Origin of the sequence: Streptomyces sp. NPDC058534, from assembly GCF_042717365.1 — a bacterium.
GTDB lineage: Bacteria > Actinomycetota > Actinomycetes > Streptomycetales > Streptomycetaceae > Streptomyces.
Genome location: NZ_JBHXNW010000005.1, coordinates 75,075 through 100,731 on the forward strand (window position 1 = coordinate 75,075; position 25,657 = coordinate 100,731).

The window sequence follows — 25,657 nt, forward strand, 5'->3', positions numbered from 1 at the left end:
TCAGACAAAACAGGACGGATACCGCTCACCTGCACCCTCCCCGAACAGGGAAACACCGGAAACCAGTAACATGCGGCGCCATGAGCTCCCCCACTGGGCCCGCGTCCGGCCTGCCAGTACGAATGCCGCGCCCCCGCCAGCCGGGACGGCACCGCCGCCCCGAACCCCTGGTGGCTCCCGAGGGCGCGCCCGCGCTTGTCCTCGCGGTCCCGGGCACGCCCAGTAGCGCCACCCGGGGCCTCGCCGACGAGGTCATCAGCATCGCCCGCTCCGAGCTCCCCGGCCTCGACGCCCGGGTCGGACACCTCGAAGGGGACGACGCCGAGTTCCCCTCACTGTCCGCCGTGCTCGTGAGCGCCGCCGAGGAGCGCACCGCCCGCTTCGAACAGGCGCGCTCCGCCGGCCTGGACGTGAAGGAGCCCGAGGGCCCCGTCGCCGTCGTCGTGCCGCTGCTCGCCGGCCCGGACAACGCGCTGCTGCGCCGCATCCGGCAGGCCGTCATGGACAGCAGGATCGCGGCCGAGCTGACCGACGTGCTCGGCCCGCACCCGCTGCTGGCCGAGGCCCTGCACGTGCGGCTCTCCGAGGCCGGTCTGGCCCGCGCCGACCGCGCCCGGCTGTTCACCGTGGCGACCGCCGCGGACGGCATCATCCTGGCCTCCGTGGGCGGAGACGAGGCGGTCCAGGCGGCCGGGATCACCGGCATGCTGCTCGCCGCGCGCCTCGCCGTGCCGGTGATCGCGGCCGCGTTGGACGAGGAGGGCTCGATCGCGTCCGTGGCCGAGCAGCTGCGTTCCTCCGGCTCCCAGCAGCTGGCGCTCGCGCCCTACCTGATCGGCCCCGAGATCGAGGCGTCCGTGCTGGTGGAGGCGGCCAAGGAGGCGGGCTGCTCCACCGCCGAGTCGCTCGGGCCGTACCCGGCGATCGGCAAGCTGGCGCTGGCCAAGTACACGACGGCGCTCGGCATCTCGCCGCAGCAGCCGCAGGGCACGCCGGTCCGCTGACGCGCGGACGCGCGGACGCCCGCGCGAGCGCGGCGCGGGCGGCACGGGCGGCACGGGCGGCACCTCAGGGAGGCCGAAGGGGCCCGCTCCGGGAGAGGACGCTGTTGGCTAATTCGTCCGGGAGAGGAGCGGGCTCCTTCGCCGTGGACCCCGCCCGACGTCAGCCGAAGACCACGCAGGACGCCGCCGGTACCGCCAGCGAGCCGGCCCGCCGGGGCACGCCGTCCGGGTCGAGGGCGAACCACGTCACGTCCCCGGAGCGTTCGTTGGCCGCGTACAGGAAGCCTCCCGACTCGGCGATCTCCCGGGGCCAGTGCCCGCCGCAGGGCACGGTCGCGGTCAGGCGCAGTCCGTCCGGCTCCACGGCGAGTACGGACAGGACGTCCTCGCCGCGGGTCGCGGTCCACACGAAGCGGCCGTCGGGCGAGGCCACGACGCCGGACGGGTAGGCGTCCCCGGCCGGTGCCCCGGGCAGCACCGGCACCTCGGTGAGCGGCTGGAGGACGCCCTCGGCCGCGTCCCAGCGGCAGACGGTGACGGTGGGCGCCAGTTCGTTGAGCACGTAGGCGTGGGTGCCGTCCGGGTGGAACGCCAGGTGGCGCGGGCCCGAGCCGGGGCGCAGCGCGGTCTCCCGGTGCACGGCCGGGGCGCCGTCCGTCAGGGTGCAGACCCGCACCGAGTCGGTGCCCAGGTCCACGCTGACCGCCCACCGCCCGCTCGGGTCGGGCAGCACCTGGTGGGCGTGCGGCGCCTGCTGCCGCTGGGTGTGCGGGCCGGAACCGGTGTGCCGCAGGACTCCGGACGCGGACCGGGCGAGGGTGCCGTCGGAGCGGACCGGCACGGCGGAGACGGTGCCCGAGCCGTAGTTGGCGGTCAGCACGTGACCGTCGTACAGGCTGAGGTGGGTCGGTCCGTCGCCGCCCACGGGCACCGGCCGTCCGGCGGGCTCGGGCTTGTCGCCGTTCACGCGGTAGGCGGCCACCGCTCCCTCGGCCGTCTCGCTGACGGCGTAGAGGGTGCCTCCGTCGGGGGCCAGGGCCAGGTACGACGGGTCGGGCAGCCGGTCCGTGCCGCTCACCACGGTGAGCGCGCCGCTGTCGGGGTCGACGTCCGCCGTCAGGATGCCGGGGCCGCCGGCCGCCGTGAACGACCCGATGTACGCCCGCCGCTGCCGCCTGCCACCGTCCGCCACCGCTGCCCCTCTCGTCCTGCGTCACTCGTCACACGCCGTCCCGGGCGGGTCGGTGCCGACCGGTCGTCCGCCCCGGAGCGACGGTAGCAGTCGATCACATGCGGTCTAGACCAAACGGGTGGCGTGGCGCCCGACGGCTCAGGCGCCGACCAGCGGGGACCCGGAGGGGGCGCGCAGGGGCGCGGCGAGTTCGGCGAGGGTGCGCTCCAGGTCGTGGAGGTGCGCCAGCGCCGGTTCGACGGCGCGCGGTCCGCCCGCGTGGGCGGGCACGTCGCCCCCGCCGGTGAGCGCCTCCACCGCGGACTCGACCCGCCAGCAGGCGGCGGCCAGCCGGGCGTCGTGCGAGGCCTCCGGGTCGGCGGCCACGACGATCAGGCCGCGGATCTCCCGGGCGCAGTCGTCGAGCAGGCCGAGCACGCGCCGGGCGCGCCGCTTACGGCCGTACATCGGGTTCAGCGGGTGCACGAGCGGGGCGACCGACAGCCGTACCCGGCCGAGCAGCTGCTCCAGCTCGGCCACGCGCGGCGCCGGGTCGGCGCCCTCGGTTCCGGCGAGCCTGGCGGCGGCCTCGGCGGTGCAGGCGTGCACACAGCGCAGGGCGCGCTGGATCCAGGCGTCGGTGACGGCGTGCGTGGTGACGGGCAGGAGGAAGAGCACGGCGAGTACCGCGCCGAGCGCCCCGACGCCGGTCTCGGCGATCCGCAGGGCGAGCAGGCCGGGGCTGAGGACGCCCAGGAGGCCGTAGAGCAGCTCGGCGAGGAGCGTCACGCAGAGCATCATCCAGGTGTAGGAGACGGCCGCGGTGTAGAAGATGCCGAAGACGCAGACGGCGGCGAGCACGGCGGTGGGCACCACGGAGCCGGCCAGCGGGAAGGCCACCAGGAAGCCCAGGCCGATACCGACGACGGTGCCGAGGACCCGGCGGAAGCCTCGGACCAGGGTCTCACCGCGCGAGGTGGTGTTGACGAACACCCACCAGGCGGCGCCGACGGCCCAGTACCAGCGTTCGCCCGAGACCAGCTGGCCGACGACCAGCGCGAAGCCGGCCCCCGCGGTGGCCTGGACGGCCTGGCGGGTGGTGATCCGGGCGAGCCCGGTGCCGCCGGGGGGTGCCGGGAGAGCGGGCGCGGGCCGGCGGCGCTCGTAGCACCACAGGCCGAAGCGCACCGCCGCGGCGGTGGCCACGGACAGCAGGACGGCGGCGAACATCTCGGGCAGCCGGTCCGTGGTCGCCCGCAGGAACTGGGCGATGAAGAAGGTCATGAACGCGAACACGCCGAGGCTGTGCCCGCGCGGGCCCCAGCGCCGGGCGTACACGCCCACGCCGACGACGGCGAGGAAGGTGAGGTCGCGGGCCACGGGGAGGTCGTGCAGCATCGCCGCGGCGGTGAGCACGGGCAGCCCGGCGAACGGCAGCAGCGCGGTGGTGACGACCTGCCCGCGGACGGTCGCGTCGGTGACGGTGAACAGCGCCAGCAGCGCGGCGAGCCCGCCGATGACGGCGCCCACCAGCGAGATACCGGCCAGGCCGCACACGACGACGGCCGCCCCGATGCCGAGGACTGCGCGCGCGGCGAACCGCAGCCGCGCCCGCCCCGGATCCGGGCTCATGAACACCCTCTTCAGCACTGCCTACCGCCCCCTCGCACCGGCCCGAACGTACTGGCATGAAAAAGGCGCCACGGGGTCCGCAGCGCCATCGACCGTCCTATAGGAGCATCCCTGCCACCACTGGCTCAACCGGCCGCTTCCGAACTGGGCCATTGGTACAGTCGCCATGGCATTCCCACGGCCACCCGAGAGCCAATGGCTGACGAAGGAGGACCCGGCCCGTCATGGCCGTCGACGCGCTCGACACCCGCATCCTGCGACTGCTCCTCGAGCAGCCGCGCACCAGCGTGCGCGAGTACGCCCGGCTCCTCGGCGTCGCCCGCGGCACGCTGCAGGCGCGGCTCGACCGGCTGGAGCGCGAGGGCGTGATCACCGGTACCGCACCGTCCCTCTCCCCCGCCGCACTCGGCCACCCGGTGCTCGCGTTCGTGCACATCGAGGTCACCCAGGGCCACCTGGACGAGGTGGGCGAGGCGCTGGCGGCCGTGCCCGAGATCGTGGAGGCCTTCTCCATCACGGGCGGCGGGGACCTGCTGACCCGGGTCGTGGCCCGTGACAACGCGCATCTGGAGGACGTGGTCCAGAAGCTGATCAGCCTGCCCGGGGTGGTGCGCACCTGCAGCGAGGTGGTGCTCCGCGAGCGCGTCACGTACCGGCTGCTGCCCCTGGTGGAGTCGATCGGGCGCTCGGCCCGGAAGTGATCCTTGGCATCCTGGGGCGCATGAGCACTCTCGGCGGCATCTCGGTCATCTTCGATCTCGACGGAACGCTCGTGGACAGCGAGCCGAACTACTACGAAGCAGGCCGGCTGACCCTCGCCGAGTACGGCGTCGCGGACTTCACCTGGGCCGACCACGAGACGTACGTGGGCATCAGCACACAGGAGACGGTCGCCGACTGGAAGCGACGGTACGCGCTGAGGGCACCCGTGGAGGAGCTGCTCGCCGTCAAGAACCGCCACTACCTGGAGCTGGCCCGCACCTCGGCCCGCGCGTACCCCGAGATGCGGAGGCTGGTCGAGTGGCTGGCCGGCGAGGGCGTCCCGCTGGCGGTCGCCTCCGGGTCGTCGCCCGAGGCCATCGGGGCGATCCTGGCCCGCACCGGCCTGGACGGGCACTTGCGCACGGTCGTCTCGGCCGACGAGGTGACGCGGGGCAAACCGGCCCCCGACGTCTTCCTGGAGGCCGCCCGCAGGATCGGCGCGGACCCGGCCGACTGCGTGGTCCTGGAGGACGCCGCCCCCGGGGCCGCCGCCGCGCACGCGGCGGGGATGCGCTGCATCGCGGTGCCCTACGTCGCGGCGCAGGCGGACGCGCCCGAGTTCGCCACCGCCGGACTGCTGGTGCGCGGGGGCCAGGACGCGTTCACCGCGCGGGCGGCGTACGACTGGCTCGCGGGAGTGGTCCGGACCGGCTGACCGCTCCGGCGGCCCGGCGGCGGGCTCGTACGCGGACCGACGCGGGCAAGTTTTTGCCCGGAGAGGTGATCAGAGCAGCGCCCGTATCCGTACCTCCTGGTGTCCGAGCCTGTTTTCGCCCCAGGAGGCACGATGCGCATCACGCGCACCACGGCAGGGACGGCCTTCGTGGCCGGTGCCCTGGTCCTCACCCTCACCGCCCTCGCCTACCCGACCATGCTCGGGATGCAGAACACGGGCAGTGACCAGGCCCGGATCATCACCAACACGCGGTACGGGCCGCTCACCGAGCAGGACCGGGACTTCGTGGTGAAGGTGCGTGCCGCGGGACTGTGGGAGCACCCGCTGGGGCTGATGGCTATGGAACGGGGGACGACACCGGAGATGAAGGAGGCCGGCGAGCACCTGGTCGTCGGGCACTCCCGGCTCGACGCGACCTGCCGCAAGATCGCTCCCGAGCTGGGCATCACCCTGCCCAACCTGGCGTCCCCGCAGCAGCAGCAGTTCGTGTCGACCGTCGACGGGACCACGGGCAAGCAGTTCGACACCACCGCGGTGAACATCATGCGCATCACGCACGGCCAGATCTTCCCGGCCATCGCCAAGATCCGCGCCAACACCAAGAACTCCCTGGTGCGGCAGCTGGCCGATCAGGCCAACGACACCGTCCTGGACCACATCACCGTGCTGGAGAAGACCGGGCTGGTCAACTTCGACCAGGTCAACTTCCAGCAGACGGCGCCGCCGAGCCTGCCCAAGGTGCAGCTCACACCGCCCGCGCCGCAGCCGGGCGAGCCGGTGCTGTCCCTCACCCAGCCGCCCGGTCTTGACGTCAACACCTCGGCGCCGACGCCGAGTCCGACAGTCCGCTGACGCGTTCGGGTGTCCGAGGGTCACGTCCGAGGGTCAGCGGCGGCGGGGTTTGCCGCGCCCGCCGCCGCTGCCGCTCTTCTTGCGCGGGGTGCCGCCGCGCCGGGCTCCGCCGGTCTGCTGCTTGCCGGTCTGCTGCTTGCCGGTCTGCTGCTTGCCGGTCTGCTGCTTGCCGGTCTGCTGCTTGCCGGTCTGCTGCTTGCCGGCCGCCGGTTTCCGTCGGGCGGGGGCCGCTTCGGTGCGCCCGCCCTTCGCGGGCCCCGGGTCGGGCTGCCGGCCCCGGGTGCTGTTGACGGTCCGGCCGCGGACGATGCCGATGAAGTCCTCGACCCGGTCCGTGTGCGCGTCCTCCGGCCAGGACAGCGCCACGCCCGACTGCGGTGCGTCGGTGACCGTCCGGTACGTGAGGTCCTTGCGGTGGTGCAGCCGGGCCAGCGACAGGGGCATCAGCAGCACGCCGATCCCGGCGGCCACCAGCTCGACGGCGTCCGCGGTGGTGGCCGGACGCTCGAACGCGGGCCGGCCCGGCGGCCGCTCCTCCCAACCGAGGACGTCGTCCAGGGGGTGCAGCACGATCTCGTCGGCGAGGTCCTCGACGGTCACCTCGTCGGCCGCGGTGACGAGGTGGTCCTTGGGGATCACCACGACCGTGGTCTCGGTGTAGAGGGGGATGGCGCTGAGGAGTGTCCGGTCGACGGGCAGCCGCACCAGTCCGGCGTCGGCGTCCCCGTCCAGCAGGACGCCGTCCGCGCCGGCGGCGGGGACCTGCGTCAGGGACAGCGGGACGTCCGGCAGCCGCTCGTTCCAGATGCGCGCCCACTTGTCGGGCGTCACCCCCGGGACGTACGCGAGCCGGAACGAGGGGTGGTCTTCCGAGCCTGTCACCCGGCCAGGTTACCGGGCGTGGTCGGGGGCCGCTCACATGCTCGATACCCTGGACGGCATGACGTCGCACCAGAACACCCAGTCCATGAAGCCCGCGACCGCGGCGAAGAAGCTGGGTGTGTACCTCGAAGCCACACCCGCGGAGTTCCGGGAGGGCGTCGTCACGCGCGCCGAGCTGAACGCGCTCCAGACCGATGCGCCCGCGTGGCTGCGTGACCTGCGGCGTGACGGCCCGCACCCACGGCCGGTGGTGGCGGCCAAGCTCGGTGTGTCCATCGCGGGCCTGCACCGGGGCGGGGTCACGGAGCCGCTCACCACGGAGCAGATCGAGACGCTGAAGCAGGAGCGTCCGGAGTGGCTGGAGCGGGAGCAGGCCGTCCAGGCCGACGTCCGCAAGGAGACGGCCCGGGTGAAGAAGCTGCACGCGGAGCGGGCCGAGCGCGCGGATCGCGACTGACCTCACGCCGGGTCCCCCAGGTCGGCTCGCGGGTGTTCAGCGCGGTGTCCGGCCCGGGCCGCCCAGGAGGTCGGCGCGCAGGGAGTTGGGCCAGGAGCCGGTCGACGCGTTCGCGGGGCACCGCCTCGGTCAGGGTGGCGAGCACGGCGCCCGCGTCCCACTCCGCGGTGCGCGGCCGGGCGCCGGTCTGCTGGGCCACCCGCCGCAGGAACTCGTCGCGTCCGAAGGACTCGGGCCGCCCGCGCTCGGGGCGCAGCACGTCGTCCAGGGGCGCGGGCAGGTCGGCGGCGAGCGCGGCCGCCTCCCCGGGGGCGACGCGGGACGCGATCACCCAGAGGACGGCCCTGCTGACCTGCTCGGCCTCGTCGTCGCTGTGGTACTCGCCGAGGTCGCGGACCCGGGTCAGGAATTCGTTCAGCCGCACGTCCTCGCCTCCCTGTGCCGCTTCCGGCTCGGGGCCGGGTGCCCACGGCCCGCGAGGGGAAACAAGCTCCGTGCTCAGCCGCGGGCGCGCGCGGCGTCGGCCAGGTCGGTCACCCGGGTGAGGGCGTCGTCCGTGAACAGCGCGCGTCCGGCGGCGATCCGCTCGCGGCGGGCCGGGCCCCGGGCGGTGAGCCGGCCTAGTGCGCCGAGCAGCGCGGTGTCGTCCCCGGCGACCTCCGACACGCCCAGCCCGGCCATCCGCCGGACACCGTCCGCGCCGTGGCCCGGGATCGGGCGGTATCCCACAACCGGCAGTCCGGCGGCGAGCGCCTGTACGGCCGTCTGGCCGGCCGCGTTGTCGATCAGGGCGCCGGCGGCGTGCAGCAGGCCGGGCATGTCGGTCACCCAGCCCAGGGCGACGACGCCCGGTGTGCCGGCCAGGGTGTGGCGCAGCCGGTGGTTGCCGCCGCAGAGCACGACCGGCAGGAAGCCGTGGTCCGCGAGGAGCCGGACGGTGCCGTCCAGGTGGGTGCCGACTCCCCAGGCGCCGGCGGACACCACGACGGGGGGCCGCCCGGGACCGAGCCGGTCGAACAGCGCCCGCCACCCGGCCGCGCCGGGGGCGTCGGCGAAGAACTCCGGGGCCACCACGGGACCGCAGGTCCCCGCAGCGATACCCGTGCTCTCGCGCACCTCGCGTGCCGCGTCCTCGGTGAGACACAGGCAGTGGTCGTTGCCGGGGTGCAGCCACTGCCGGTGAACGGCGAAGTCGATCACGAGGACGACGCTGGGCACGGGCAGCAGACCGCGGGCGCGCAGGTGCCCGGTCAGCTGGGCGCCGAGGTGGAACACGGGTATGACGACGTCCGTGCCGGTCCGCTCGGCCAGCTCCCGCAGCCTGCCGCCGGCGAGCCGGGCCAGGGGCGTGCCGCTGGGGCGGCGGCCTGCGCCGGGGCGCAGGAAGAGGCGGTAGACGGCGGCGTACACCCAGGGGACGTGGCGTACCGACCCCCGGTAGAAGCGCCGCAGGGCGCCGCCGAGGCCGTAGGGCAGGAGCGCGAGGACGTCGACGACCAGGGCGTCGTCGCCGCGCTCGCGGGCGCGGCGGACCAGTTCGGCGGCGACGGTGTCGTGGCCGGCGCCCATGCTCGCGCTGACCACCAGCAGACGGCTGCCCTCCCGGGGGGCGCGCGGTGTCGCGGGCCGGGGCGCCGGGGAGCCCGTCGAGGGGCCGGCCGATGAGCTGCGAGGATGCACGGCGGACCAAGTTGCCCACCCGGCATGTTCCAAACCACCCCACATGGGTGTGTTTCGGGCGGGCTGGCAGGGATACTCCGTGACCGCCCGTCCGGCCGGCCGCCGGAGCCCGACCGCCCGGTCGGACGCTCCCGGTGTCCGCCCCGAGCCAAGGTGGTCCCCATGGTCCATGCGTTCTCCCGTCCGCGGTCCGCCCCCGGACCGCGGACCGTCGCCCCCGACGCGGACCAGGCGAGCACCCGGCGGCAGCCCGCCGGCGTCCCGGACGCGCGGACCCGGACGGCGCTCGTGACGGGGGCGTCCTCCGGCATCGGCGCGGCCGTGGCCCGCCGGCTGGCGGACGAGGGCGGCTGGCGGCTGGTGCTCACCGGGCGTGACCCGGTGCGGCTGCGGAAGGTCGCCGACGACGCGTCGGCCACGGCCTTCGCCGCGGACCTCACCCTGCCCGGAGCCGACCGGCAACTGACCGACTTCGCCCTGGCCACGGTGGGTCATGTGGACCTGCTGGTGGCCGGTGCCGGGGTGGGCTGGGCCGGGGAGTTCCTGGACATGCCCCCGCACACGGTCGACGACGTGCTCGACATCAACGTGCTGGCCACGCTGCGGCTGGTGCGGCTGGTGCTGCCGGGGATGGTGGCCGCGGGCTCGGGCCGGGTGGTGCTGATCGGCTCGCTGGCCGGTCTGGTGGCGGTCCGCGACGAGGCCGTGTACTCCGCCGCCAAGGCCGCGATCGGCGCCTTCGCGGACGCGCTGCGCTACGAGTTGCGGGGCACCGGCGTGGGCGTCACCCATGTGGTGCCCGGGGTCGTGGACACGCCGTTCTTCGAGCGGCGCGGGGCTCCCTATCAGCGCTCCAGGCCGCGTCCGGTGCCTCCCGAGCGGGTGGCCGACGCGGTGCGCGACGCGGTGCTGCGGGGCCGGGACGAGGTGTACGTGCCCGCCTGGCTGCGGCTGCCGTGCCGGGTGCGGGGAGCGGCTCCGGGGCTGTACCGGCGGCTGGCGGCGCGGTTCGGATGAGCGGGAACGCGCGGCGGTGAGCGTCCTCACCGTCGTCCTGGCCCTGTTCGCGGCGCTGTCCAACGCGGCGGCGTCGGTGTTGCAGCGGCGGGCCGCGGCTCAGGACGAGGAGCGGGCGGGCGCGGGGCACACGATGGTGCGCTCACTGCTGCGGCTGGTGCGCGACCGGTACTGGGTGGCCGGCGCGGCGCTGCTGGCGGTGACGACGGTGTTGCAGGCGGCCGCGCTGGCGGTGGGCAGTCTGGCCGTCGTCCAGCCGCTGATGGCCAGCGAGCTGCTGTTCACCCTGATGGTCGGCAGCGCGGTCTTCCACCGGCGTCCCGATTCGCGCACGTGGGTGGCCTTCGTGGCCCTGGCCCTGGGGCTCGCGCTGTTCCTGGGCGCGGCGGCTCCCTCGGCCGGTGAGGACACCGCTGCAGAGGGCCGGTGGGGCTGGGCGGGGCTGGCGCTGTTCGTCCTGGTGACGGTGCTCGCCTCGGCGGGCAGCCTGGTGTGGGGCGCGCCTCGCGCCGCGCTGTTCGGATCGGCGGCCGCGGTGGGGTTCGGCGGTACGGCGGCCCTGCTGAAGGAGGTCACCGGCCGGCTCCCGCAGGGGGTGGGCGCGGTGCTGACCCAGTGGCCGCCGTACGCCACCGCGGCGGTCGGTGTGGTCAGCTTCCTGCTGTTGCAGAGCGCCCTGCGGGCGGGGACGCTCGCGGCGTCGCAGCCGGCCCTGACCCTCGGCGACGCGCTGACCAGCGTCGCCCTGGGATGGGGCCTGTTCGGTGAGGAGATCGCGCTCGGCGTGCGGGTGCTGCCCGAGCTGACCGGCGTGGCGCTGATCGGCCTCGGCAGTGTCGGTCTGGCGCGGGCGCCGTCGGTCCACGGGGCGTGGGACACGGTGCCGGCCGCGCGGGACGGGCCGGCGCGGCGGAGACGATAACGGCGGGGGGCTTGAGTCGGGCGGAGCGGACGGGAGGCACCACGGATGCGTCAGGGATTTCACACCGGGCGGGCGGTCTGCGCCGTCGCGCCCGCCGTCGTCGCGCTGGCCCACATCGGTCCGGCCGTGACCTGGCTGCCGGAGCTGCGCCGGCGCCGGTTCCCGGGCCTGGCGGGGCAGGGCCGCCCCGGTCACGTCGCCCTCACCTTCGACGACGGCCCCGACCCGGTGGCCACGCCGCGCTTCCTCGACGTACTGGACGGACTCGGGGTGCGCGCCACGTTCTTCCTGCTCGGCGAGAACGTCGTACGCCACCCGGCGACGGCCCGGGAGCTGGCCCGGCGAGGGCACGAGCTCGCCGTCCACGGCTGGGCCCACGACCGCCCCTGGCTGCCGTCGCCCGGGCGGGACGCGCGCGAGCTGCTGCGGGCCGCCCACGTGGTGGGCGAGGCCGCGCGAAGGGTGCCGTTCTGGTACCGCCCGCCGTACGGCATCCTCAGTTCGGGACGCTGGGCCGCCGCCCGCCGGGCCGGGCTGCGGCCGGTGCTGTGGACCGCCTGGGGCAAGGACTGGCGGTCGGACGCCACACCCGCGTCGGTACGGGCGACCGTCGCGGCGGACCTGTGCGGGGGCGGCACGATCCTCCTCCACGACACCGACCACGCCTCCGCCGCCGGCAGCTGGCGGGCCGCGCTCGGTGCCCTGCCGGACCTCGTGCGGGACTGCCGCGCGGCGGGGCTGGAGGTGGGGCCGCTGTGCGAGCACGGGGTCCACGGGGTGGACGCCGCCGGCACGGGGGCCGGGCGGCGCGGGCCGGTACCGGTGCCGTGACGTGTTCGGCGAGGCCAAGGGCACCGTCCCGCTCTGCGACCTCACGACGGCGCCCGTCGCGCCGCGGGGCTCAGGCGGCCGTCTCCGTCAGGTCCCGGTGGATCGGGGTCGCTCCGCCCGTCAGGGGTTCGCCCGTACCGCCGCGGCGGGCGGCGACGATCTCCGCAGCGATGGACAGCGCGGTCTCCTCGGGTGTGCGGGCGCCGAGGTCCAGGCCGATCGGTGAGCGGAGCCGGGACAGCTCGTGCTCCGTCAGGCCGGCCTCGCGCAGGCGCCGGTCGCGGTCCCGGTGGGTGCGGCGCGAGCCCATCGCGCCGACGAACGCGACCGGCATCCGCAGTGCCTCCGTCAGCAGGGGCACGTCGAACTTGGCGTCGTGGGTGAGCACGCACAGCACGGTCCGCGCGTCGGTGGACGTGCTCCGCAGGTAGCGGTGCGGCCAGTCGACGACGACCTCGTCGGCTGCGGGAAAACGGGCCGGCGTGGCGAAGACGGGCCGGGCGTCGCACACGGTGACGTGGTATCCGAGGAACTTCCCCGCCCGCACGAGCGCCGCGGCGAAGTCGATCGCCCCGAAGACGATCATGCGGGGCGGCGGCACGCTGGACTCGACGAGCAGGGTGAGCCCGCCGGGGCAGTGCGAGCCGTCCTCCGAGAGGCCGACCGTGCCGGTGCGGCCGTTGTCCAGCAGGGCACCGGCCTCGGCCGCCGCCGTGCGGTCCAGGTCCGGGTGGCCGCCGAGACCGCCCTCGTACGTACCGTCGGGGTGGACGAGCAGGGCCCGGCCCAGGAGGTCGGACGGGCCCTGGACGACCCTCGCGAGGGCGGCGGTCCCGCCCCGGGCGGCGGTCGCCAGCGCCGCCCGGAACAGCTCCCGCGACGGCGCGTCCGCACCGACCGGGGTGACCATCATGTCGATGACTCCGCCGCAGGTCAGCCCGACCGCGAAGGCGTCCTCGTCGCTGTAGCCGAACCGCTCCCGCACCGTCTCGCCGCTGCGCAGGGCGTCGGAGCACAGCTCGTACACCGCGCCCTCCACGCAGCCGCCGGAGACCGAGCCGATCACCGTGCCCTCGCTGTCGACGGCGAGGGCGGCGCCGGGGCCGCGCGGTGCGCTGCCGCCGACGGAGACCACCGTGGCGACGGAGAACTCCCGGCCCTCGTCGAGCCAGCGGTCCAGTTCGGCGGCGATGTCAAGCATCCGCCGCTCCCCCGCCCGTGGCAGCCGCTCCCCCGCCCGCGGTCGCCGCCGACAGGACGCGGTCCGGCCGGATCGGCAGGTTCCGGTGGCGGACGCCGGTCGCGTGCCACACGGCGTTGGCGACCGCCGCCGCGGCGCCCACGATGCCGATCTCACCGACGCCCTTGATGCCCACCGGGTCCTCCGGGTCGGAGTCGTCCACCCAGTCCGCGTCGATGTCGCCGATGTCGGCGTGCGTGGCGACGTGGTAGCCGGCGAGGTCGGGGGCGTAGAGGCCACCGCTCGCCCGGTCCCGTACCGCCTCCTCGTGCAGGGCCATGGAGACGCCCCAGATCATGCCGCCGACCAACTGGTTGCGGGCGGTGAGGGGGTTGACGATCCGGCCCGCCGCGAAGATGCCGAGCATGCGGCGCACCCGCACCTCGCCGGTGGCGGTGTCCACGGCGACCTCGGCGAACTGGGCGCCGTAGGAGTGCCGTTCCTTCTGGGCGAGGCTGCCCAGGGCGGCGGTGGTGTCGGACCGCACGGTGATGCCCTCCGGCGGGACGGCGGTGCCCAGTGCCAGCCGCTCGCGCAGTTCGCGGGCCGCCTCCGTGACCGCCCAGGCCCAGGAGCGGGTGCCCATCGAACCGCCCGCGATCATGGCGGGGCCGAAGTCGCTGTCGCCGATCCGGACGCGGACCCGGTCGGGCGCCACCTCCAGCGCGTCGGCGGCGATCATGGTGAGCGCGGTGCGGGCGCCGGTGCCGACGTCGGCGGCGGAGATCCGCACGGTGAAGCCGCCGTCGGCCTCGGCGGTGAGGAGGGCCGTGGAGGGGGCGGCACCGGCGCCGAAGGAGGCCGCGGCCGTGCCGGTGCCCAGCAGCCAGCGCCCGTCGCGGCGCACGCCGGGACGCGCGTCCCGCTCGGCCCAGCCGAACCGGCGGGCTCCCTCGCGGAAGCAGGCCTCCAGGTTGCGGCTGCTGAACGGCAGACCGGATACCGGGCCGGTCTCGGGCTCGTTGCGCAGGCGCAGTTCGACCGGGTCGACGCCGCAGCGCTCGGCGAGTTCGTCGAGCGCCGACTCGATCGCGAAGGACCCCGGCGCCTCGCCCGGCGCGCGCATGAACGTCGGGGACGGCACGTCGAGGCGGACGACCTCGTTGGCCGTACGGTGCGCCTCGGCGTCGTACATGACCCGGGCCACGCCCGCGCTGGGCTCGACGAACTCGTAGACGGTCGACGTCTGGCTCACCGAGCGGTGGTCCAGGGCGCGCAGCCGGCCGTCGGTGTCAGAGCCGAGCCTGACCCGCTGCGCGGTGGGGCTGCGGTAGCCGGCCAGCGTGAACATCTGACGCCTGGTCATCACGACGCGCACCGGGCGCTGGAGGACGGTAGCGGCCATCACGGCGGACACCTGGTGGGCGCGCAGGCCCTTGCTGCCGAAGCCGCCGCCGATGTGCTCGGAGCGCACCCGCACCGCGGACTCGTCCAGGGAGAACATCTTGGCCAGTTCGCCCTGGATCCAGGTGGTGCCCTGGTTGGAGTCGACGACCTCCAGCCGGCCGCCGTCCCACAGGGCCGTGGCGGCGTGCGGCTCCATCATGCTGTGGTGCTCTTCGGGGGTGGTGTACTCCTCGTCCACCACGACGGGGGACGACGCGAGGCCGGCGTCGAGGTCGCCCTTCTCGGTCTCGGCGGGCATCACCCCGACGGCAGGGTAGGCGCCGGGGTGGGCGCCGGTGAGCAGGGTGTCGTGGGGTTCCTCGTCGTAGGCGACGACCAGGGCCTCGGCGGCCTCGCGGGCCTGCTCGGAGTTCTCGGCGACGACGAGGGCGACCGGCCAGCCGAGGTGCGGCACCCGGTCGTTCTGGAAGACGGCGGCGGTCGGGTCCGGCGGGATGCCCAGCAGGCCGACGTAGTCGGTTTCGAGGCGCGGTGCGTTGCCGTGGTGCAGGACGGCGAGGACGCCGGGCATGGCGAGGACGGGTTCGGTCTCGACCGAACTGATGCGGCCGCGGGTGACGGTGGACAGCACCAGCCAGCCGTGCGCGAGGCCGGCGAAGGGGATCTCGCCGGCGTAGCGTGCCGCGCCGGTGACCTTCTCGCGGCCCTCGACGCGGGTCTGCGCGGTGCCGACGACGCCCCTGACCGTCGTACGGCCGCCGGTCGTGGCGGTGCTCATCGGGCGGCCTCCTCGGTGAGTTCGGTGAGCACGGCCACCACGAGGTTGCGCATGAGGGTCACCTTGTATCCGTTGTCGGGCAGCGGCCTGGCGGCCGCGAGTTCGGCGTCCGCGGCGGCGGCGAAGGTCTCGCCGTCGGCCGGTGCGCCGGTCAGCACGGCCTCGGCCGCGTGGGCCCGCCAGGGCCGCGAGGCCACCGCGCCGAAGGCGAGGCGCGCCTCGCGCACGACACCGTCCCGGACGTCGAGCGCGGCGGCGACCGAGCCGATCGCGAAGGCGTACGAGGCCCGCTCGCGCACCTTGCGGTAGCGGGAGTGGGCCGCGACCGGGGCGGCCGGCAGGGTGACGCCGGTGATCAGCGCGCCCGGCGGCAGGGCGGTCTCGCGGTCGGGGGTGTCGCCGACGGGGAGGTAGAGGTCGGCGAGCGGCAGCTCGCCGGGACCGTCGAGGGTCTCGTAACCGACGACGGCGTCGAAGGCCGCGAGCGCCACGCCCATGTCCGAGGGGTTCGTGGCCACGCAGTGGTCGGAGGCGCCGAGGACGGCGTGGTTGTGGTGCTCGCCCGTGATGGCGGGGCAGCCGGTGCCGGGGGCGCGCTTGTTGCAGGGCCGGCTCGGGTCGGCGAAGTAGCCGCAGCGGGTGCGCTGGAGCAGGTTGCCGCCCACGGTGGCCATGTTGCGCAGCTGGCCGGAGGCGCCGGCCAGGACCGCCTGGGCCAGCGCGGGGTATCGGCGGCGCACCTCGGGGTGGGCGGCGAGGTCGCTGTTGGTGACGGTGGCGCCGATGCGCAGGCCGCCGTCCGCGGTCGGTTCGATGCCGTCCAGCGGGAGTTCGCGGACGTCGACGAGCCGGGCGGGGCGTTCGACGCCGGTCTTCATCAGGTCGACGAGGTTGGTGCCGCCGCCCAGGAAGCGGGCGTCCGGGTCGGCGGCGAGCAGCGCCACCGCGCCGGAGACGTCGTCGGCACGCTGGTATCCGAACTCCCTCATGCCGCCGCCTCCTCTGCGGTCCGGGCGCCGTCGTCGTCGCGGGCCGCGGCCTCGTGGGCCTCGGCGGCGCGGGTGACGGCCTGGACGATGGAGACGTAGGCGCCGCAGCGGCACAGGTTGCCGCTCATCCGTTCGCGGATCTCGTCCGGTGTCAGGGGTGGCGGCCCGGCCTCGGGGCGTACGTCGTCGGTGACGGCACTGGGCCAGCCGGCCGCGTGCTCCTCGATGACGGCGATCGCCGAGCAGATCTGGCCGGGAGTGCAGTAGCCGCACTGATAGCCGTCGAGGTCGAGGAAGGCCTGCTGCACCGGGTGCAGCCGGTCGCCCTCGGCCATGCCCTCGATGGTGGTGATCTCGCGCCCCTCGGCGGCGACGGCGAGATTCAGACAGGAGACGGCGCGGCGCCCGTCGACCAGGACGGTGCAGGCTCCGCACTGTCCCTGGTCACAGCCCTTCTTGGTGCCGGTGAGATCGAGTCGTTCGCGCAGGGCGTCGAGCAGGGTGGTGCGGTGGTCGACGGTCAGCTGGTGCTTCTCGCCGTTGATGTTCAGAGTGACGGCGCTGGTCGTCGACGAGGGTGCTGGGGCCATGATCAGCCTTCTCTGGTCTCTGGTGACAGCTTCTTCGGTGTCCGGTGACAGGAAAAGCCGCGTTCGCCGCTAAAGTGGGCAAGTAACCGGACAACTGTCCGCTCACTGAGAACGTAACGGACAGTTGTCCGGTTAGCAAGAACGGGATTCGGCCACGAACCCGGAAGGAGGAGGAGTGCCGCCGCCGAAGAGGGACAGGACGGACGCGCCCCTGCGCTCCGACGCGCAGCGCAACCGTGAGCGCATCCTGCGCGTCGCCACGGAGGAGCTGACGCGCTGCGCGAACGCCCCGCTGAGCACGATCGCCAAGAAGGCGGGCGTAGGGCAGGGCACGTTCTACCGCAACTTCCCGCATCGCGAGGCGCTGGTCCTGGAGGTCTACCGCTACGAGATGCAGCAGGTCGCGGACGCCGCGAGGGAGCTGCTGGCCACGCGGGAACCCGACCGGGCGCTGCGCGAGTGGATGGACCGGCTCGCCCGGTTCGCCCTGACCAAGGTCGGTCTGGCGGACGCGATCCGGCTGGTCACCAGCGCACCCGGCAGCCCGGCGAAACCGGAACCCGCCCCGGTCACGGAGGCGACCGAGCTGCTGCTCCGCGCGAACGAGGAGGCCGGCACCATCCGCCCCGGTGTGTCGGCGGACGACTTCTTCCTGGCCATCGGCGGTCTCTGGCAGGTCGACGCCAGCGAGGACTGGCAGCCGAGGGTCACCCGGCTCCTCGACCTCGTCATGGACGGGCTGCGGGCGGGAGCGCCAGGCCGGTGACCGCGCCGCGGAAGCGGTAGCGGCGCTCCGGCCGGCCCGCCACGCCGTAGCGCAGCGAGACGTCCGCGGTGCCGACGGTGTGGAAGTGCTCCAGGTAGCGGCGTGCACTGACCCGGGAGACGCCGGTCAGTGCCGCGCACTCGCTGGCGGACAGGGTGCCGTCGGCCTCCCGCAGGGTGCGTTCGACCAGCTCGGCGGTCTCCACGCTCATGCCCTTGGGCAGCGCCGGTGCCGCGGCGGTGGGCGTAGCGCCCGCCAGGACGCGGTCGACGTCGGCCTGACTGCGCACCACCGTGCCGAGCAGCCGGCCGCGCTGGACGGCGTAGCGCTCCAGACGGACCCGCAGGTCCTCGAACTCGAACGGTTTGAGCAGGTAGTCGACCACGCCGTGCCGGACCGCGCCGCGCACCGCGTCCGCCTCCCGGGCCGCGCTGATGACCATGACGTCGCAGTCGTGCCCGGCGGCGCGCAGCCGGGGGATGACATCCAGGCCGAAGACGTCCGGCAGGTAGAGGTCGAGGAGAACGAGGTCGGGGCGCAGGTCGGCGACGGCGGCGAGCGCCTCCTCGCCGGTGCCGGCGACGCCGACCACCCGGAAGGGCTCGACGCGTTCGACGAAGGCGCGGTGGACGCGGGCCACCATGAAGTCGTCGTCGACCACGAGCACGCCGATCGCGGCGTCGGCGGCGTGGGGCGCCACCGCTCCCGCCGTACCGGTCGCGTCGGGCGTGCCGCTCGTACCCGTCATGGCGCTGCTCCTTCCGCCACCGCGTCGGTGAGGTGGCTGACGGTCATGCGTGCGGTGAACATGGCCCCCTCGGGGGTGTTGGTCACCGAGATCTCACCGCCGTGACGTTCGCAGACGAGCCGGGTCAGCGCCAGGCCGATGCCGCGCTCGCCCTGCCGGGCGGCCTTGGTGGTGAAGCCGTGGGAGAAGACCTCGCGGGCCAGTTCGGGGGCCACGCCGGGTCCCGAGTCGCGAACCACGATCTCGACACTGGCGGCGTCCTGCCGCAGCTCGACCTCCACCCAGGCGTCATGGTCGTCGCCCGCCGCGGCGGCGTCCACGGCGTTGTCGACGAGGTTGCCGAGGACGGTCGCCACGTCGGCGGCGTCCTGCGGGACGAGCCGGTCCAGCGCCGTACGGTCCGAGACCCGCAGCGCGACCCTGCGCTCGGCGGCCAGCGAGGACTTGGCCGTGATCAGCGCGGCGACGGCGGTGTCGCGGACCCGGCGGCTGAGCGTGACGTCCAGGGACTGGCGGCGCTGGTTGAGCGCGCGGATGTAGCGCACCACCTCGTCCTGCTCACCGATCTGGATGAGCCCGGAGATGGTGTGCAACTGGTTGGCGAACTCGTGGGCCTGGGCGCGCAGCAGCTCGGAGGTGCTGCGGAAGGAGCCGATCTCCCGCTCCAGGCGGGCCAGTTCGGTGCGGTCGCGCAGGGTGGTGACCGAGCCCAGCGGGCGGCCGTCCTTGGTGACGGTCATGCGGTTCATGACCAGGACCCGCCCGTGCCGGACGACGACCTCGTCGCGGGGTTCGGCGGCGTCCGGCGCGGTGCCGGCCAGTACGTCGCGCAGCCGCCCCTCGATCCCGAGGCTGTCCAGGCTCTGGCCGACGCAGTCGGCGGGGAGGTCGAGCAGACGCCGGCCCATCTCGTTGACCAGGGTGAGCCGGTGCTGCGGATCGAGGGCGACGACGCCCTCGGCGATGCCGTACAGCATGGCCTCCCGGTGCTCGGCGAGTCCCGCGATCTCGCGCGGCTCCAGGCCGAGGGTCTGCCGTTTGACGCGCCGGGCCAGCAGCCAGGAGCCGGCCACGCCGAGGCCGCTGGCGATGCCGAGGTAGGCGAGGAGGTAGGAGGAGGCGCCGCCCAGGCGCTGCCACACCGTCGGGTCGGCCTCGCCGACCATCACCGTGCCGAGGTGCCGGCCGAGGGTGTCCCGGGTGGCGCCGAGCACCGGAACCTGGGCGACGAGTTCACGGCTGCCCCGCAGGGTCAGGGGCCCCGACCAGCCGCGCCCCGCGGCGGCGCCCTCGACGTGCGGCAGCCGGCCGCCGATCAGCGTGGGGTCGGTGGAGCTGACGACGCTGCCGTCGGCGTCGGCGATCGTGACGGAGGTGACGCCGGACTGGGTCTGTGTGGAGTTGACCAGCGGCGCGAGGGCCTCCTGCGGCACGGGGCGCAGCAGCTGGCTGCGGACCAGTGGTGTGGCGGCCAGCTGTTCGGCGAGGGCGGTGACCCGGCGGCCCTCGACGCGGTTGAAGGTGGCGCGGGACTGGGCGAGCGAGACTGCGGCGACCGCGCACAGGACCACCACGACGATGGCGAGCTGGAGGACCAGCATCTCGCCCGCGAGGGTCTGACGGCGGAAGGTGGGTGCCACGGCGGACTCGATCTCGGCTGACTGGGGGCGGGCGGGTGTGCCGGGTCGCCATCATGGCGCCCACCTGCGGCGAAGGAAAGAGATGTGCCGTCTTCGCAATGAAGCGGCGACCGCAATGACCACAACCTCCCTTGGTTCCGCAAGGAAGACACGCCGCCGGAGTGCGGGCACCATGTGGCCCACGTCACCCTCCCCCACAGGGCTCCCCGTACCGATCTACCCAACCGACAGGTGGTGTCATTCGTGCGCCTGCGCACCCCCCTTGCCCTGCTCGGGGCCGCCGTGCTCGTGCTCGCGGGACCGCCGCTGCTCTCCTCCGGCAGCGACTCCGACTCCGGCACGCAGATTCCCGGCCTGCGCTTCATGGTCCCCAACACGCCCGGCGGCGGCTACGACATCACCGCCCGCACGGCCGCGAAGAACGCCGAGGACGCCGGGCTCACGCACAACATCGAGGTGTTCAACCTGCCCGGCGCGGGCGGCACCGTGGGTCTGAGCCGGCTGGTGAGCGAACACGGCAACGGCAAGCTCGCGATGTCCATGGGCCTCGGCGTCGTCGGCGCCGTCCGCTCCAACCACGCGCCCAAGACCCTCGCCGACACCACGCCGATCGCGCGGCTCACCGAGGAGCAGGACGTCGTGGTGGTCGCGAAGGACTCGCCGTACAAGACGATCGACGAGCTGATCGCCGCCTGGAAGAAGGACCCGGGCAAGATCCCCGTGGGTGGTGGCTCGTCGCCCGGCGGGCCCGACCACCTCGCGCCGATGCTGATGGCGCAGGCCGCCGGGATCGCCCCGAAGTCGGTCAACTACATCCCCTTCGACGGCGGTGGCGAGCTGCTCGCCTCGATCCTCGGCAACAAGGTCGGTTTCGGGGTCTCCGGCGTCGGCGAGTACCTGGACCAGATCAAGGCGGGCGAGCTGAGGGTGCTCGCGGTGACCGGCCCGGAGCGGGTGGACGACCTCAAGGACGCGCCGACGCTGAAGGAGTCCGGCTACGACGTGGACTTCACCAACTGGCGCGGCATCGTCGCCCCGCCCGGCCTGTCGGAGGCGGAGCGGAACAAGCTGACGCGCCTGGTCGAGGAGCTGCACGACTCGCCCGAGTGGCGGGAGTCGATGGACAAGAACGGCTGGGACGACGCGTTCCTGACCGGTGAGAAGTTCGGCACCTTCCTGGACGCCCAGGACAAGCGTGTGGTGTCGGTGCTGAAGGAGCTTGGACTGTGACGACGCCGACCGACTCCACCCCCGCCCCCGAGCCCGCCCCGGACGCGGCCGGCACCCCGGCGCCCGAGCGGCGCTCGTGGCTGCGGGACCACTCCGAACTCGGCGTGTGCGCCATGCTGCTGGCGCTGGGCGCGCTCGTCCTGACCGACGCGCTCACCATGGACGTCGACATCACCCAGCGCGGTCCGGTCGGCCCGAAGACCGTGCCGATCGTGGTCGGCATCGGCCTGCTGGTGATCGCCGCGCTGCTCGCCGTGGACGTCCTGCGCGGCGGCCGGGGCGAGGCCGAGGGCGGCGAGGACATCGACCTGTCCGAACCGGCGGACTGGCGCACGGTGCTGCTGCTCTCCGGGATCTTCCTGGGCGCCGCCGCGCTCATCGAGCCGGCCGGCTTCCCGGTCGCCGGGGCCCTGCTCTTCTGGGGCGCCGCCTTCGCCCTGGGCAGCCGGCGCGTGGACCGCGACCCGCTGATCGCCGCGGTGCTGTCCCTGCTCACCTACGTCGTCTTCGACAAGCTGCTCGGTGTGCCGCTGCCCGGCGGTCCGCTGATGGGAGTGCTCTGACATGAACGCCCTCAACTCCCTCATGGACGGGTTCGGTACGGCCCTGTCCCCGCTCAACCTCCTGTGGGCCGCCCTGGGTGTGCTGCTCGGCACGGCGATCGGTGTCCTGCCCGGCATCGGCCCGGCGATGGCGGTGGCGCTGCTGCTGCCGGTGACGTACGGCCTCGACCCGGTCGCGGCGTTCATCATGTTCGCCGGCATCTACTACGGCGCGATGTTCGGCGGTTCGACCACCTCCATCCTGCTGAACACCCCCGGCGAGAGCGCCGCGGTGGTCGCGGCCATGGAGGGCAACCCCATGGCCAAGGCGGGGCGCGGCGCGCAGGCCCTCGCGGCCGCCGCCATCGGCCACTTCGCGGGCGGCATGATCGGCACCATCCTGCTGGTGGCGCTGGCACCGACGGTCGCCGACCTGGCGGTGGACATCGGTGCGCCGGACTACTTCGCCATCATGGTGCTGGCGTTCATCGCCGTGACGTCGGTGCTGGGTTCGTCGCGCGTCAGAGGTCTGGCCTCGCTGCTGATCGGCCTGACCATCGGCCTGGTGGGCCTGGACCAGATGACGGGTCAGCAGCGGCTGACCTTCGGTTCGCTGCAGCTCGCCGACGGCGTCGACGTGGTGATCGTCGCGGTCGGTCTGTTCGCGATCGGCGAGGCGCTGTGGGTGGCGGCGCACCTGCGGCGCGGAGCGGCCGAGCCGATTCCGGTGGGCCGGCCCTGGCTCGGCCGCGGGGACGTGCGGCGCACCTGGAAGTCCTGGCTGCGCGGCCCGTTCATCGGCTTCCCGTTCGGCGCGATCCCGGCGGGCGGTGCGGAGATCCCCACCTTCCTCTCCTACGTCACGGAGAAGCGCCTGTCCAAGCACAAGGACGAGTGGGGCAAGGGCGCGATCGAGGGCGTGGCCGGACCGGAGTCGGCGGCGTCGGCCTCGGCGGCGGGCACGCTGGTGTCCATGCTGACCCTGGGCCTGCCGACGACGGCGGTCGCGGCGGTCATGCTGGCGGCGTTCCAGCAGTACGGCATCCAGCCCGGCCCGCTCCTCTTCGAACGCGAACCCGAGCTGGTCTGGGGCCTCATCGCGTCCCTCTTCGTCGGCATGGTGCTGCTGCTCGCGCTGAACCTGCCGCTGGCACCCGTGTGGGCCAAGCTGCTGCGGATTCCCCGGCCGTACCTCTATGCGGGGATCATGTTCTTCGCGGCGGTGGGCGCGTACGCGGTCGGCGGCGAGGTCGTCGACCTGGTGATCCTGCTGATCATCGGCCTGGTCGGCTTCGGCATGCGCCGCTACGGCCTGCCCATCCTGCCCGCCGTGATCGGTGTCATCCTCGGCCCGAACGCCGAGCAGCAGTTGCGCCGCGCCCTGCAGATCAGCGACGGCAGCGTGACGGGCCTGGTCAACACGCCGTTCGCGGTGACGGTGTACGCGGTGATCGTGCTGCTGCTGGCCTGGCCGCTGCTGAGGCGTCCGCTGGCGCGGCTGGTGGGCCGGCGACGGACGCGGGCCGACGCCTGACCCCCGACCCTCGTACCGTGATCCGGGAGCCGGGTCCTGCTCCGTCCCGCAGGACCCGGACCCGCACCACAGAGGGAGAGCCCCATGATTTTCATTACGGCGAAGTTCCAGGTCCTTCCGGAGCACGCGGACCGGTGGCCGGAGATCTCCGGCGACTTCACCCGGGCCACCCGGGCGGAACCCGGCTGTCTCTGGTTCGACTGGTCCCGCAGCGTCGAGGATCCTTCGGAGTACGTCCTGGTCGAGGCGTTCCGCGACGACGAGGCGGGCGCGGCCCACGTGCAGTCCGCGCACTTCCGGGCCGCGCGGGAGCAGCTGCCGCGCCACCTGGCCCGTACGCCGCGCATCGTGAACGCGACGCTCGACCAGGAGGACTGGTCGGAGCTGGGTGAGATGGCGGTCGAGTAGGCCGCCGGTCCAGACACCTGACGGCTGGCCTCGACCGGGCGCTGTTCAGCCCAGCGCCCGGTCGAGGTTGAATGCCGCGCTGATCAAGGCGAGATGTGTGAACGCCTGCGGGAAGTTGCCGTTCTGCTCGCCGGTGTGGCCGATTTCCTCCGCGTACAGGCCAAGATGATTCGCGTACGTGAGCATCTTCTCGAACGCCAGCTGTGCGTCCTCCAGGCGTCCGGCGCGGCTGAGTGCCTCGACGTACCAGAAGGAGCAGATCGAGAATGTTCCTTCCTCGCCCCGTAGTCCGTCCGGGCTGGCCTGCGGGTCATACCGGTAGACCAGGGAGTCCGCGACCAGCTCCTCTCCCAGTGCGTCCAGCGTCGAGAGCCATTTCGGATCCGTGGGGGAGATGAATTTGGCCAGCGGCATCATCAACACGGAGGCGTCGAGGACGCTGTCTCCGTAATGCTGGAGGAATGCTTTGCGTTCGGCCGACCAGCCGCGGTCCATGATCTGGCGGTAGATGGCGTCGCGCGAGCCGCTCCAGCGCACCATGTCGGCCGGCAGCCCGCGATGCCGGGCCAGGCGCATCGCCCGCTCGATCGCCACCCAGCACATCAGTCGGGAGTAGAGGTAGCTCTTGCGTCCGCCGCGGGTTTCCCATATGCCCTCGTCCGGCTGGTCCCAGTTGTCGCAGACCCAGTCGACCAGGTCGCAGACCGTGTCCCAGTGTGCGCTGGATATCGGCTCTCCCCACTTGTCATAGAGGTAGATCGAGTCGACGAGGGCGCCGTATATGTCCAGCTGCAGTTGGCCGACCGCTTCGTTGCCCACGCGTACGGGGGCAGAGCCTTGATAGCCCTCGAGATGGGGCAGCTCGGCCTCGGCCAGATCCCGGCGCCCGTCGACTCCGTACATGATCTGCAAGGGGCCGTTTCCGGAGTCGGAGAGGTGGGCGTACTCGATCAGGAAACGCATGAAAGCTTGCGCTTCCTCGGTGAAACCGAGCCGCAGCAGCGCGTAGACGCAGAAAGCCGAGTCGCGGATCCACACGTACCGGTAATCCCAGTTCCGTTCGCCGCCGATCTGCTCGGGCAGGCTCGTTGTCGGTGCCGCCACCATGGCGCCGGTCGGGACGTAGGTGAGCAGCTTGAGCGTCAGTGCGGAGCGGTGCACCATCTCGCGCCAGCGGCCGCGGTAGCGCGACGTGGACAGCCACCGTCGCCAGTACCGGACGGTGGCCTGGAACAGTTCCTCCGCTTCGGCCACCGCGCAGGCCCGGGGGGCGACGGTGTCCCCGACACGGTCGAGTGCGAAGACGGCACTCTCGCCTTCGTGGAGCTTGAAGAGGGACCACACGTCCCGGCCGTCGTGCTCCACCGGCACGCTGGTCGTCAGCGCAAGGGAGAGTGAGGCCGACTCGAAGATCGGACAGCCGTGCTCGATGCGGATGGTGTGCGGTTCGGTCGCGTAGCCGAACCGTGGTGAGACGGCGGCCCGGAAGGGCAGTGATCCGCGGACACAGACCACTCTGCGGAGCAGCCGGTGCCGGTCGGCCTCACGCGAGTTGTCGACGATCGGCATGAAGTCCTGGATCTCAGCCACCCCGTCATCCGCGAAGAAGCGGGTGATGAGCACATTGGTGTCAGGGAAGTAGAACTGCTTCGTGCGGGCCGGCACGTCCGGCGCGAGCTCGAAGCTCCCTCCCTTCTCGGCGTCGAGGATCGAGGCGAACACACTGGGCGCGTCGAATCGGGAGCAGCAGTACCAGTCGATCGTGCCATTCGTCCCCACGAGAGCAGCACTGCGCAGGTCCCCGATCAGCCCGTGTTCCGAGACGGGCAGATACCCGCGGGTGGCGGCAGACACGTTGCCCTCCTCCGACGGAGGAAAGTGACGTTACGACTCATTTCATACTAGAACGTTTGCAGCTCAATGCCGACTGTTCGGATGCGAGACACCCCGCCGCGGCTG

At 73.5% G+C, this 25,657-nt stretch carries 24 protein-coding genes and 1 pseudogene; 13 read left to right on the forward strand and 12 right to left on the reverse strand.

Annotated elements, in window-relative coordinates; translation table 11 throughout:
• The first annotated feature begins 80 nt into the window (after positions 1-80).
• Entirely contained in the window at positions 81-1,004 is a 924-nt protein-coding gene (locus tag ACFWR9_RS04315) for a sirohydrochlorin chelatase (RefSeq protein WP_383835258.1), read from the forward strand.
• A gap of 160 nt (positions 1,005-1,164) precedes the next feature.
• Here the strand turns inward: ACFWR9_RS04315 and ACFWR9_RS04320 are convergent, their stop codons facing one another.
• Together ACFWR9_RS04320 and ACFWR9_RS04325 are read right to left on the reverse strand one after the other, a co-directional pair.
• Positions 1,165-2,196, reverse strand: coding sequence for a lactonase family protein (locus ACFWR9_RS04320; protein WP_383835261.1), 1,032 nt, complete (start codon positions 2,194-2,196; stop codon positions 1,165-1,167).
• Between the two features lie 138 nt (positions 2,197-2,334).
• Positions 2,335-3,825 carry an FUSC family protein gene (locus ACFWR9_RS04325; RefSeq protein ID WP_383835264.1) on the reverse strand — a complete coding sequence of 497 codons (1,491 nt, stop codon included), beginning with the start codon at positions 3,823-3,825 and terminating at the stop codon, positions 2,335-2,337.
• A gap of 206 nt (positions 3,826-4,031) precedes the next feature.
• Here ACFWR9_RS04325 and ACFWR9_RS04330 point away from each other — a divergent pair, with 206 nt between their 5' ends.
• From ACFWR9_RS04330 to ACFWR9_RS04340, 3 genes are all read left to right on the forward strand, one after another.
• Positions 4,032-4,508, forward strand: coding sequence for an Lrp/AsnC family transcriptional regulator (locus ACFWR9_RS04330; protein WP_383835266.1), 477 nt, complete (start codon positions 4,032-4,034; stop codon positions 4,506-4,508).
• Between the two features lie 20 nt (positions 4,509-4,528).
• Entirely contained in the window at positions 4,529-5,224 is a 696-nt protein-coding gene (locus ACFWR9_RS04335) for an HAD family hydrolase (RefSeq protein ID WP_383835270.1), read from the forward strand.
• Positions 5,225-5,356: 132 nt separating this feature from the next.
• Positions 5,357-6,097: a DUF4142 domain-containing protein gene (locus ACFWR9_RS04340; protein ID WP_383835273.1), complete on the forward strand. Its 741-nt coding sequence runs from the start codon at positions 5,357-5,359 to the stop codon at positions 6,095-6,097.
• A gap of 33 nt (positions 6,098-6,130) precedes the next feature.
• Here ACFWR9_RS04340 and ACFWR9_RS04345 read toward each other — a convergent pair whose 3' ends face one another.
• The gene (locus ACFWR9_RS04345) at positions 6,131-6,979 is read right to left on the reverse strand and encodes a LysR family substrate-binding domain-containing protein (protein ID WP_383835275.1); all 849 of its coding nucleotides are present in this window, start codon (positions 6,977-6,979) and stop codon (positions 6,131-6,133) included.
• A 58-nt stretch (positions 6,980-7,037) separates the two neighbouring features.
• On the opposite strand from ACFWR9_RS04345, the gene ACFWR9_RS04350 reads away from it, so the two are divergent.
• Entirely contained in the window at positions 7,038-7,436 is a 399-nt protein-coding gene (locus tag ACFWR9_RS04350; protein WP_383835279.1) for a DUF5997 family protein, read from the forward strand.
• Positions 7,437-7,512: 76 nt separating this feature from the next.
• On the opposite strand, the pseudogene ACFWR9_RS04355 reads toward ACFWR9_RS04350, so the two are convergent.
• Together ACFWR9_RS04355 and ACFWR9_RS04360 are read right to left on the reverse strand one after the other, a co-directional pair.
• A pseudogene (locus ACFWR9_RS04355) lies at positions 7,513-7,860 on the reverse strand (DUF2267 domain-containing protein); the annotation flags it as partial.
• A gap of 74 nt (positions 7,861-7,934) precedes the next feature.
• Positions 7,935-9,005, reverse strand: coding sequence for a galactosyldiacylglycerol synthase (locus tag ACFWR9_RS04360; protein ID WP_383835521.1), 1,071 nt, complete (start codon positions 9,003-9,005; stop codon positions 7,935-7,937).
• A 273-nt stretch (positions 9,006-9,278) separates the two neighbouring features.
• Here ACFWR9_RS04360 and ACFWR9_RS04365 point away from each other — a divergent pair, with 273 nt between their 5' ends.
• From ACFWR9_RS04365 to ACFWR9_RS04375, 3 genes are read left to right on the forward strand one after another with little or no spacing between them, the layout of a single operon-like run.
• Entirely contained in the window at positions 9,279-10,133 is an 855-nt protein-coding gene (locus ACFWR9_RS04365; RefSeq protein WP_383835282.1) for an SDR family NAD(P)-dependent oxidoreductase, read from the forward strand.
• A 16-nt stretch (positions 10,134-10,149) separates the two neighbouring features.
• Entirely contained in the window at positions 10,150-11,055 is a 906-nt protein-coding gene (locus ACFWR9_RS04370; RefSeq protein WP_383835285.1) for a DMT family transporter, read from the forward strand.
• Positions 11,056-11,100: 45 nt separating this feature from the next.
• Complete coding sequence (locus ACFWR9_RS04375; RefSeq protein ID WP_383835288.1) at positions 11,101-11,886, forward strand: polysaccharide deacetylase family protein; 786 nt, start codon at positions 11,101-11,103, stop codon at positions 11,884-11,886.
• A gap of 70 nt (positions 11,887-11,956) precedes the next feature.
• Here ACFWR9_RS04375 and ACFWR9_RS04380 read toward each other — a convergent pair whose 3' ends face one another.
• The 4 genes from ACFWR9_RS04380 to ACFWR9_RS04395 are packed head-to-tail and all read right to left on the reverse strand — an operon-like array spanning position 11,957 to position 16,830.
• Positions 11,957-13,087, reverse strand: coding sequence for an XdhC family protein (locus ACFWR9_RS04380; protein WP_383835291.1), 1,131 nt, complete (start codon positions 13,085-13,087; stop codon positions 11,957-11,959).
• The gene (locus ACFWR9_RS04385) at positions 13,080-15,251 is read right to left on the reverse strand and encodes a xanthine dehydrogenase family protein molybdopterin-binding subunit (protein ID WP_383835294.1); all 2,172 of its coding nucleotides are present in this window, start codon (positions 15,249-15,251) and stop codon (positions 13,080-13,082) included. The genes ACFWR9_RS04380 and ACFWR9_RS04385 overlap by 8 nt, the downstream gene beginning before the upstream one ends.
• Positions 15,248-16,240, reverse strand: coding sequence for an FAD binding domain-containing protein (locus ACFWR9_RS04390; RefSeq protein WP_383835297.1), 993 nt, complete (start codon positions 16,238-16,240; stop codon positions 15,248-15,250). The genes ACFWR9_RS04385 and ACFWR9_RS04390 overlap by 4 nt, the downstream gene beginning before the upstream one ends.
• Positions 16,237-16,830: a 2Fe-2S iron-sulfur cluster-binding protein gene (locus tag ACFWR9_RS04395; protein ID WP_383835300.1), complete on the reverse strand. Its 594-nt coding sequence runs from the start codon at positions 16,828-16,830 to the stop codon at positions 16,237-16,239. Before ACFWR9_RS04395 ends, ACFWR9_RS04390 begins: the two co-directional genes overlap by 4 nt.
• A 175-nt stretch (positions 16,831-17,005) precedes the next feature.
• On the opposite strand from ACFWR9_RS04395, the gene ACFWR9_RS04400 reads away from it, so the two are divergent.
• Positions 17,006-17,596 (forward strand): TetR/AcrR family transcriptional regulator, encoded by a 591-nt coding sequence (locus ACFWR9_RS04400; RefSeq protein ID WP_383835303.1) that lies wholly within the window; start codon positions 17,006-17,008, stop codon positions 17,594-17,596.
• On the opposite strand, the gene ACFWR9_RS04405 is transcribed toward ACFWR9_RS04400, so the two are convergent.
• Both ACFWR9_RS04405 and ACFWR9_RS04410 read right to left on the reverse strand, forming a co-directional pair.
• Positions 17,559-18,344: a response regulator gene (locus tag ACFWR9_RS04405; protein ID WP_383835306.1), complete on the reverse strand. Its 786-nt coding sequence runs from the start codon at positions 18,342-18,344 to the stop codon at positions 17,559-17,561. The genes ACFWR9_RS04400 and ACFWR9_RS04405 overlap by 38 nt on opposite strands.
• Positions 18,341-19,984, reverse strand: a complete 1,644-nt coding sequence (locus ACFWR9_RS04410) for an ATP-binding protein (protein ID WP_383835309.1) — start codon at positions 19,982-19,984, stop codon at positions 18,341-18,343. Before ACFWR9_RS04410 ends, ACFWR9_RS04405 begins: the two co-directional genes overlap by 4 nt.
• A gap of 243 nt (positions 19,985-20,227) precedes the next feature.
• Here ACFWR9_RS04410 and ACFWR9_RS04415 point away from each other — a divergent pair, with 243 nt between their 5' ends.
• The 4 genes from ACFWR9_RS04415 to ACFWR9_RS04430 all read left to right on the forward strand — a co-directional run bounded on the left by ACFWR9_RS04415 (position 20,228) and on the right by ACFWR9_RS04430 (position 23,698).
• Entirely contained in the window at positions 20,228-21,214 is a 987-nt protein-coding gene (locus ACFWR9_RS04415; RefSeq protein ID WP_383835312.1) for a Bug family tripartite tricarboxylate transporter substrate binding protein, read from the forward strand.
• Complete coding sequence (locus tag ACFWR9_RS04420; RefSeq protein ID WP_383835315.1) at positions 21,211-21,777, forward strand: tripartite tricarboxylate transporter TctB family protein; 567 nt, start codon at positions 21,211-21,213, stop codon at positions 21,775-21,777. The genes ACFWR9_RS04415 and ACFWR9_RS04420 overlap by 4 nt, the downstream gene beginning before the upstream one ends.
• Position 21,778: 1 nt before the next feature.
• Positions 21,779-23,290: a tripartite tricarboxylate transporter permease gene (locus ACFWR9_RS04425; RefSeq protein ID WP_383835318.1), complete on the forward strand. Its 1,512-nt coding sequence runs from the start codon at positions 21,779-21,781 to the stop codon at positions 23,288-23,290.
• Between the two features lie 84 nt (positions 23,291-23,374).
• On the forward strand, positions 23,375-23,698 hold the full coding sequence (locus tag ACFWR9_RS04430; RefSeq protein WP_383835321.1) for a putative quinol monooxygenase: 324 nt from the start codon (positions 23,375-23,377) through the stop codon (positions 23,696-23,698).
• Between the two features lie 45 nt (positions 23,699-23,743).
• On the opposite strand, the gene ACFWR9_RS04435 is transcribed toward ACFWR9_RS04430, so the two are convergent.
• Positions 23,744-25,552, reverse strand: a complete 1,809-nt coding sequence (locus tag ACFWR9_RS04435; RefSeq protein ID WP_383835324.1) for a glycoside hydrolase family 15 protein — start codon at positions 25,550-25,552, stop codon at positions 23,744-23,746.
• Positions 25,553-25,657: the final 105 nt, after the last annotated feature.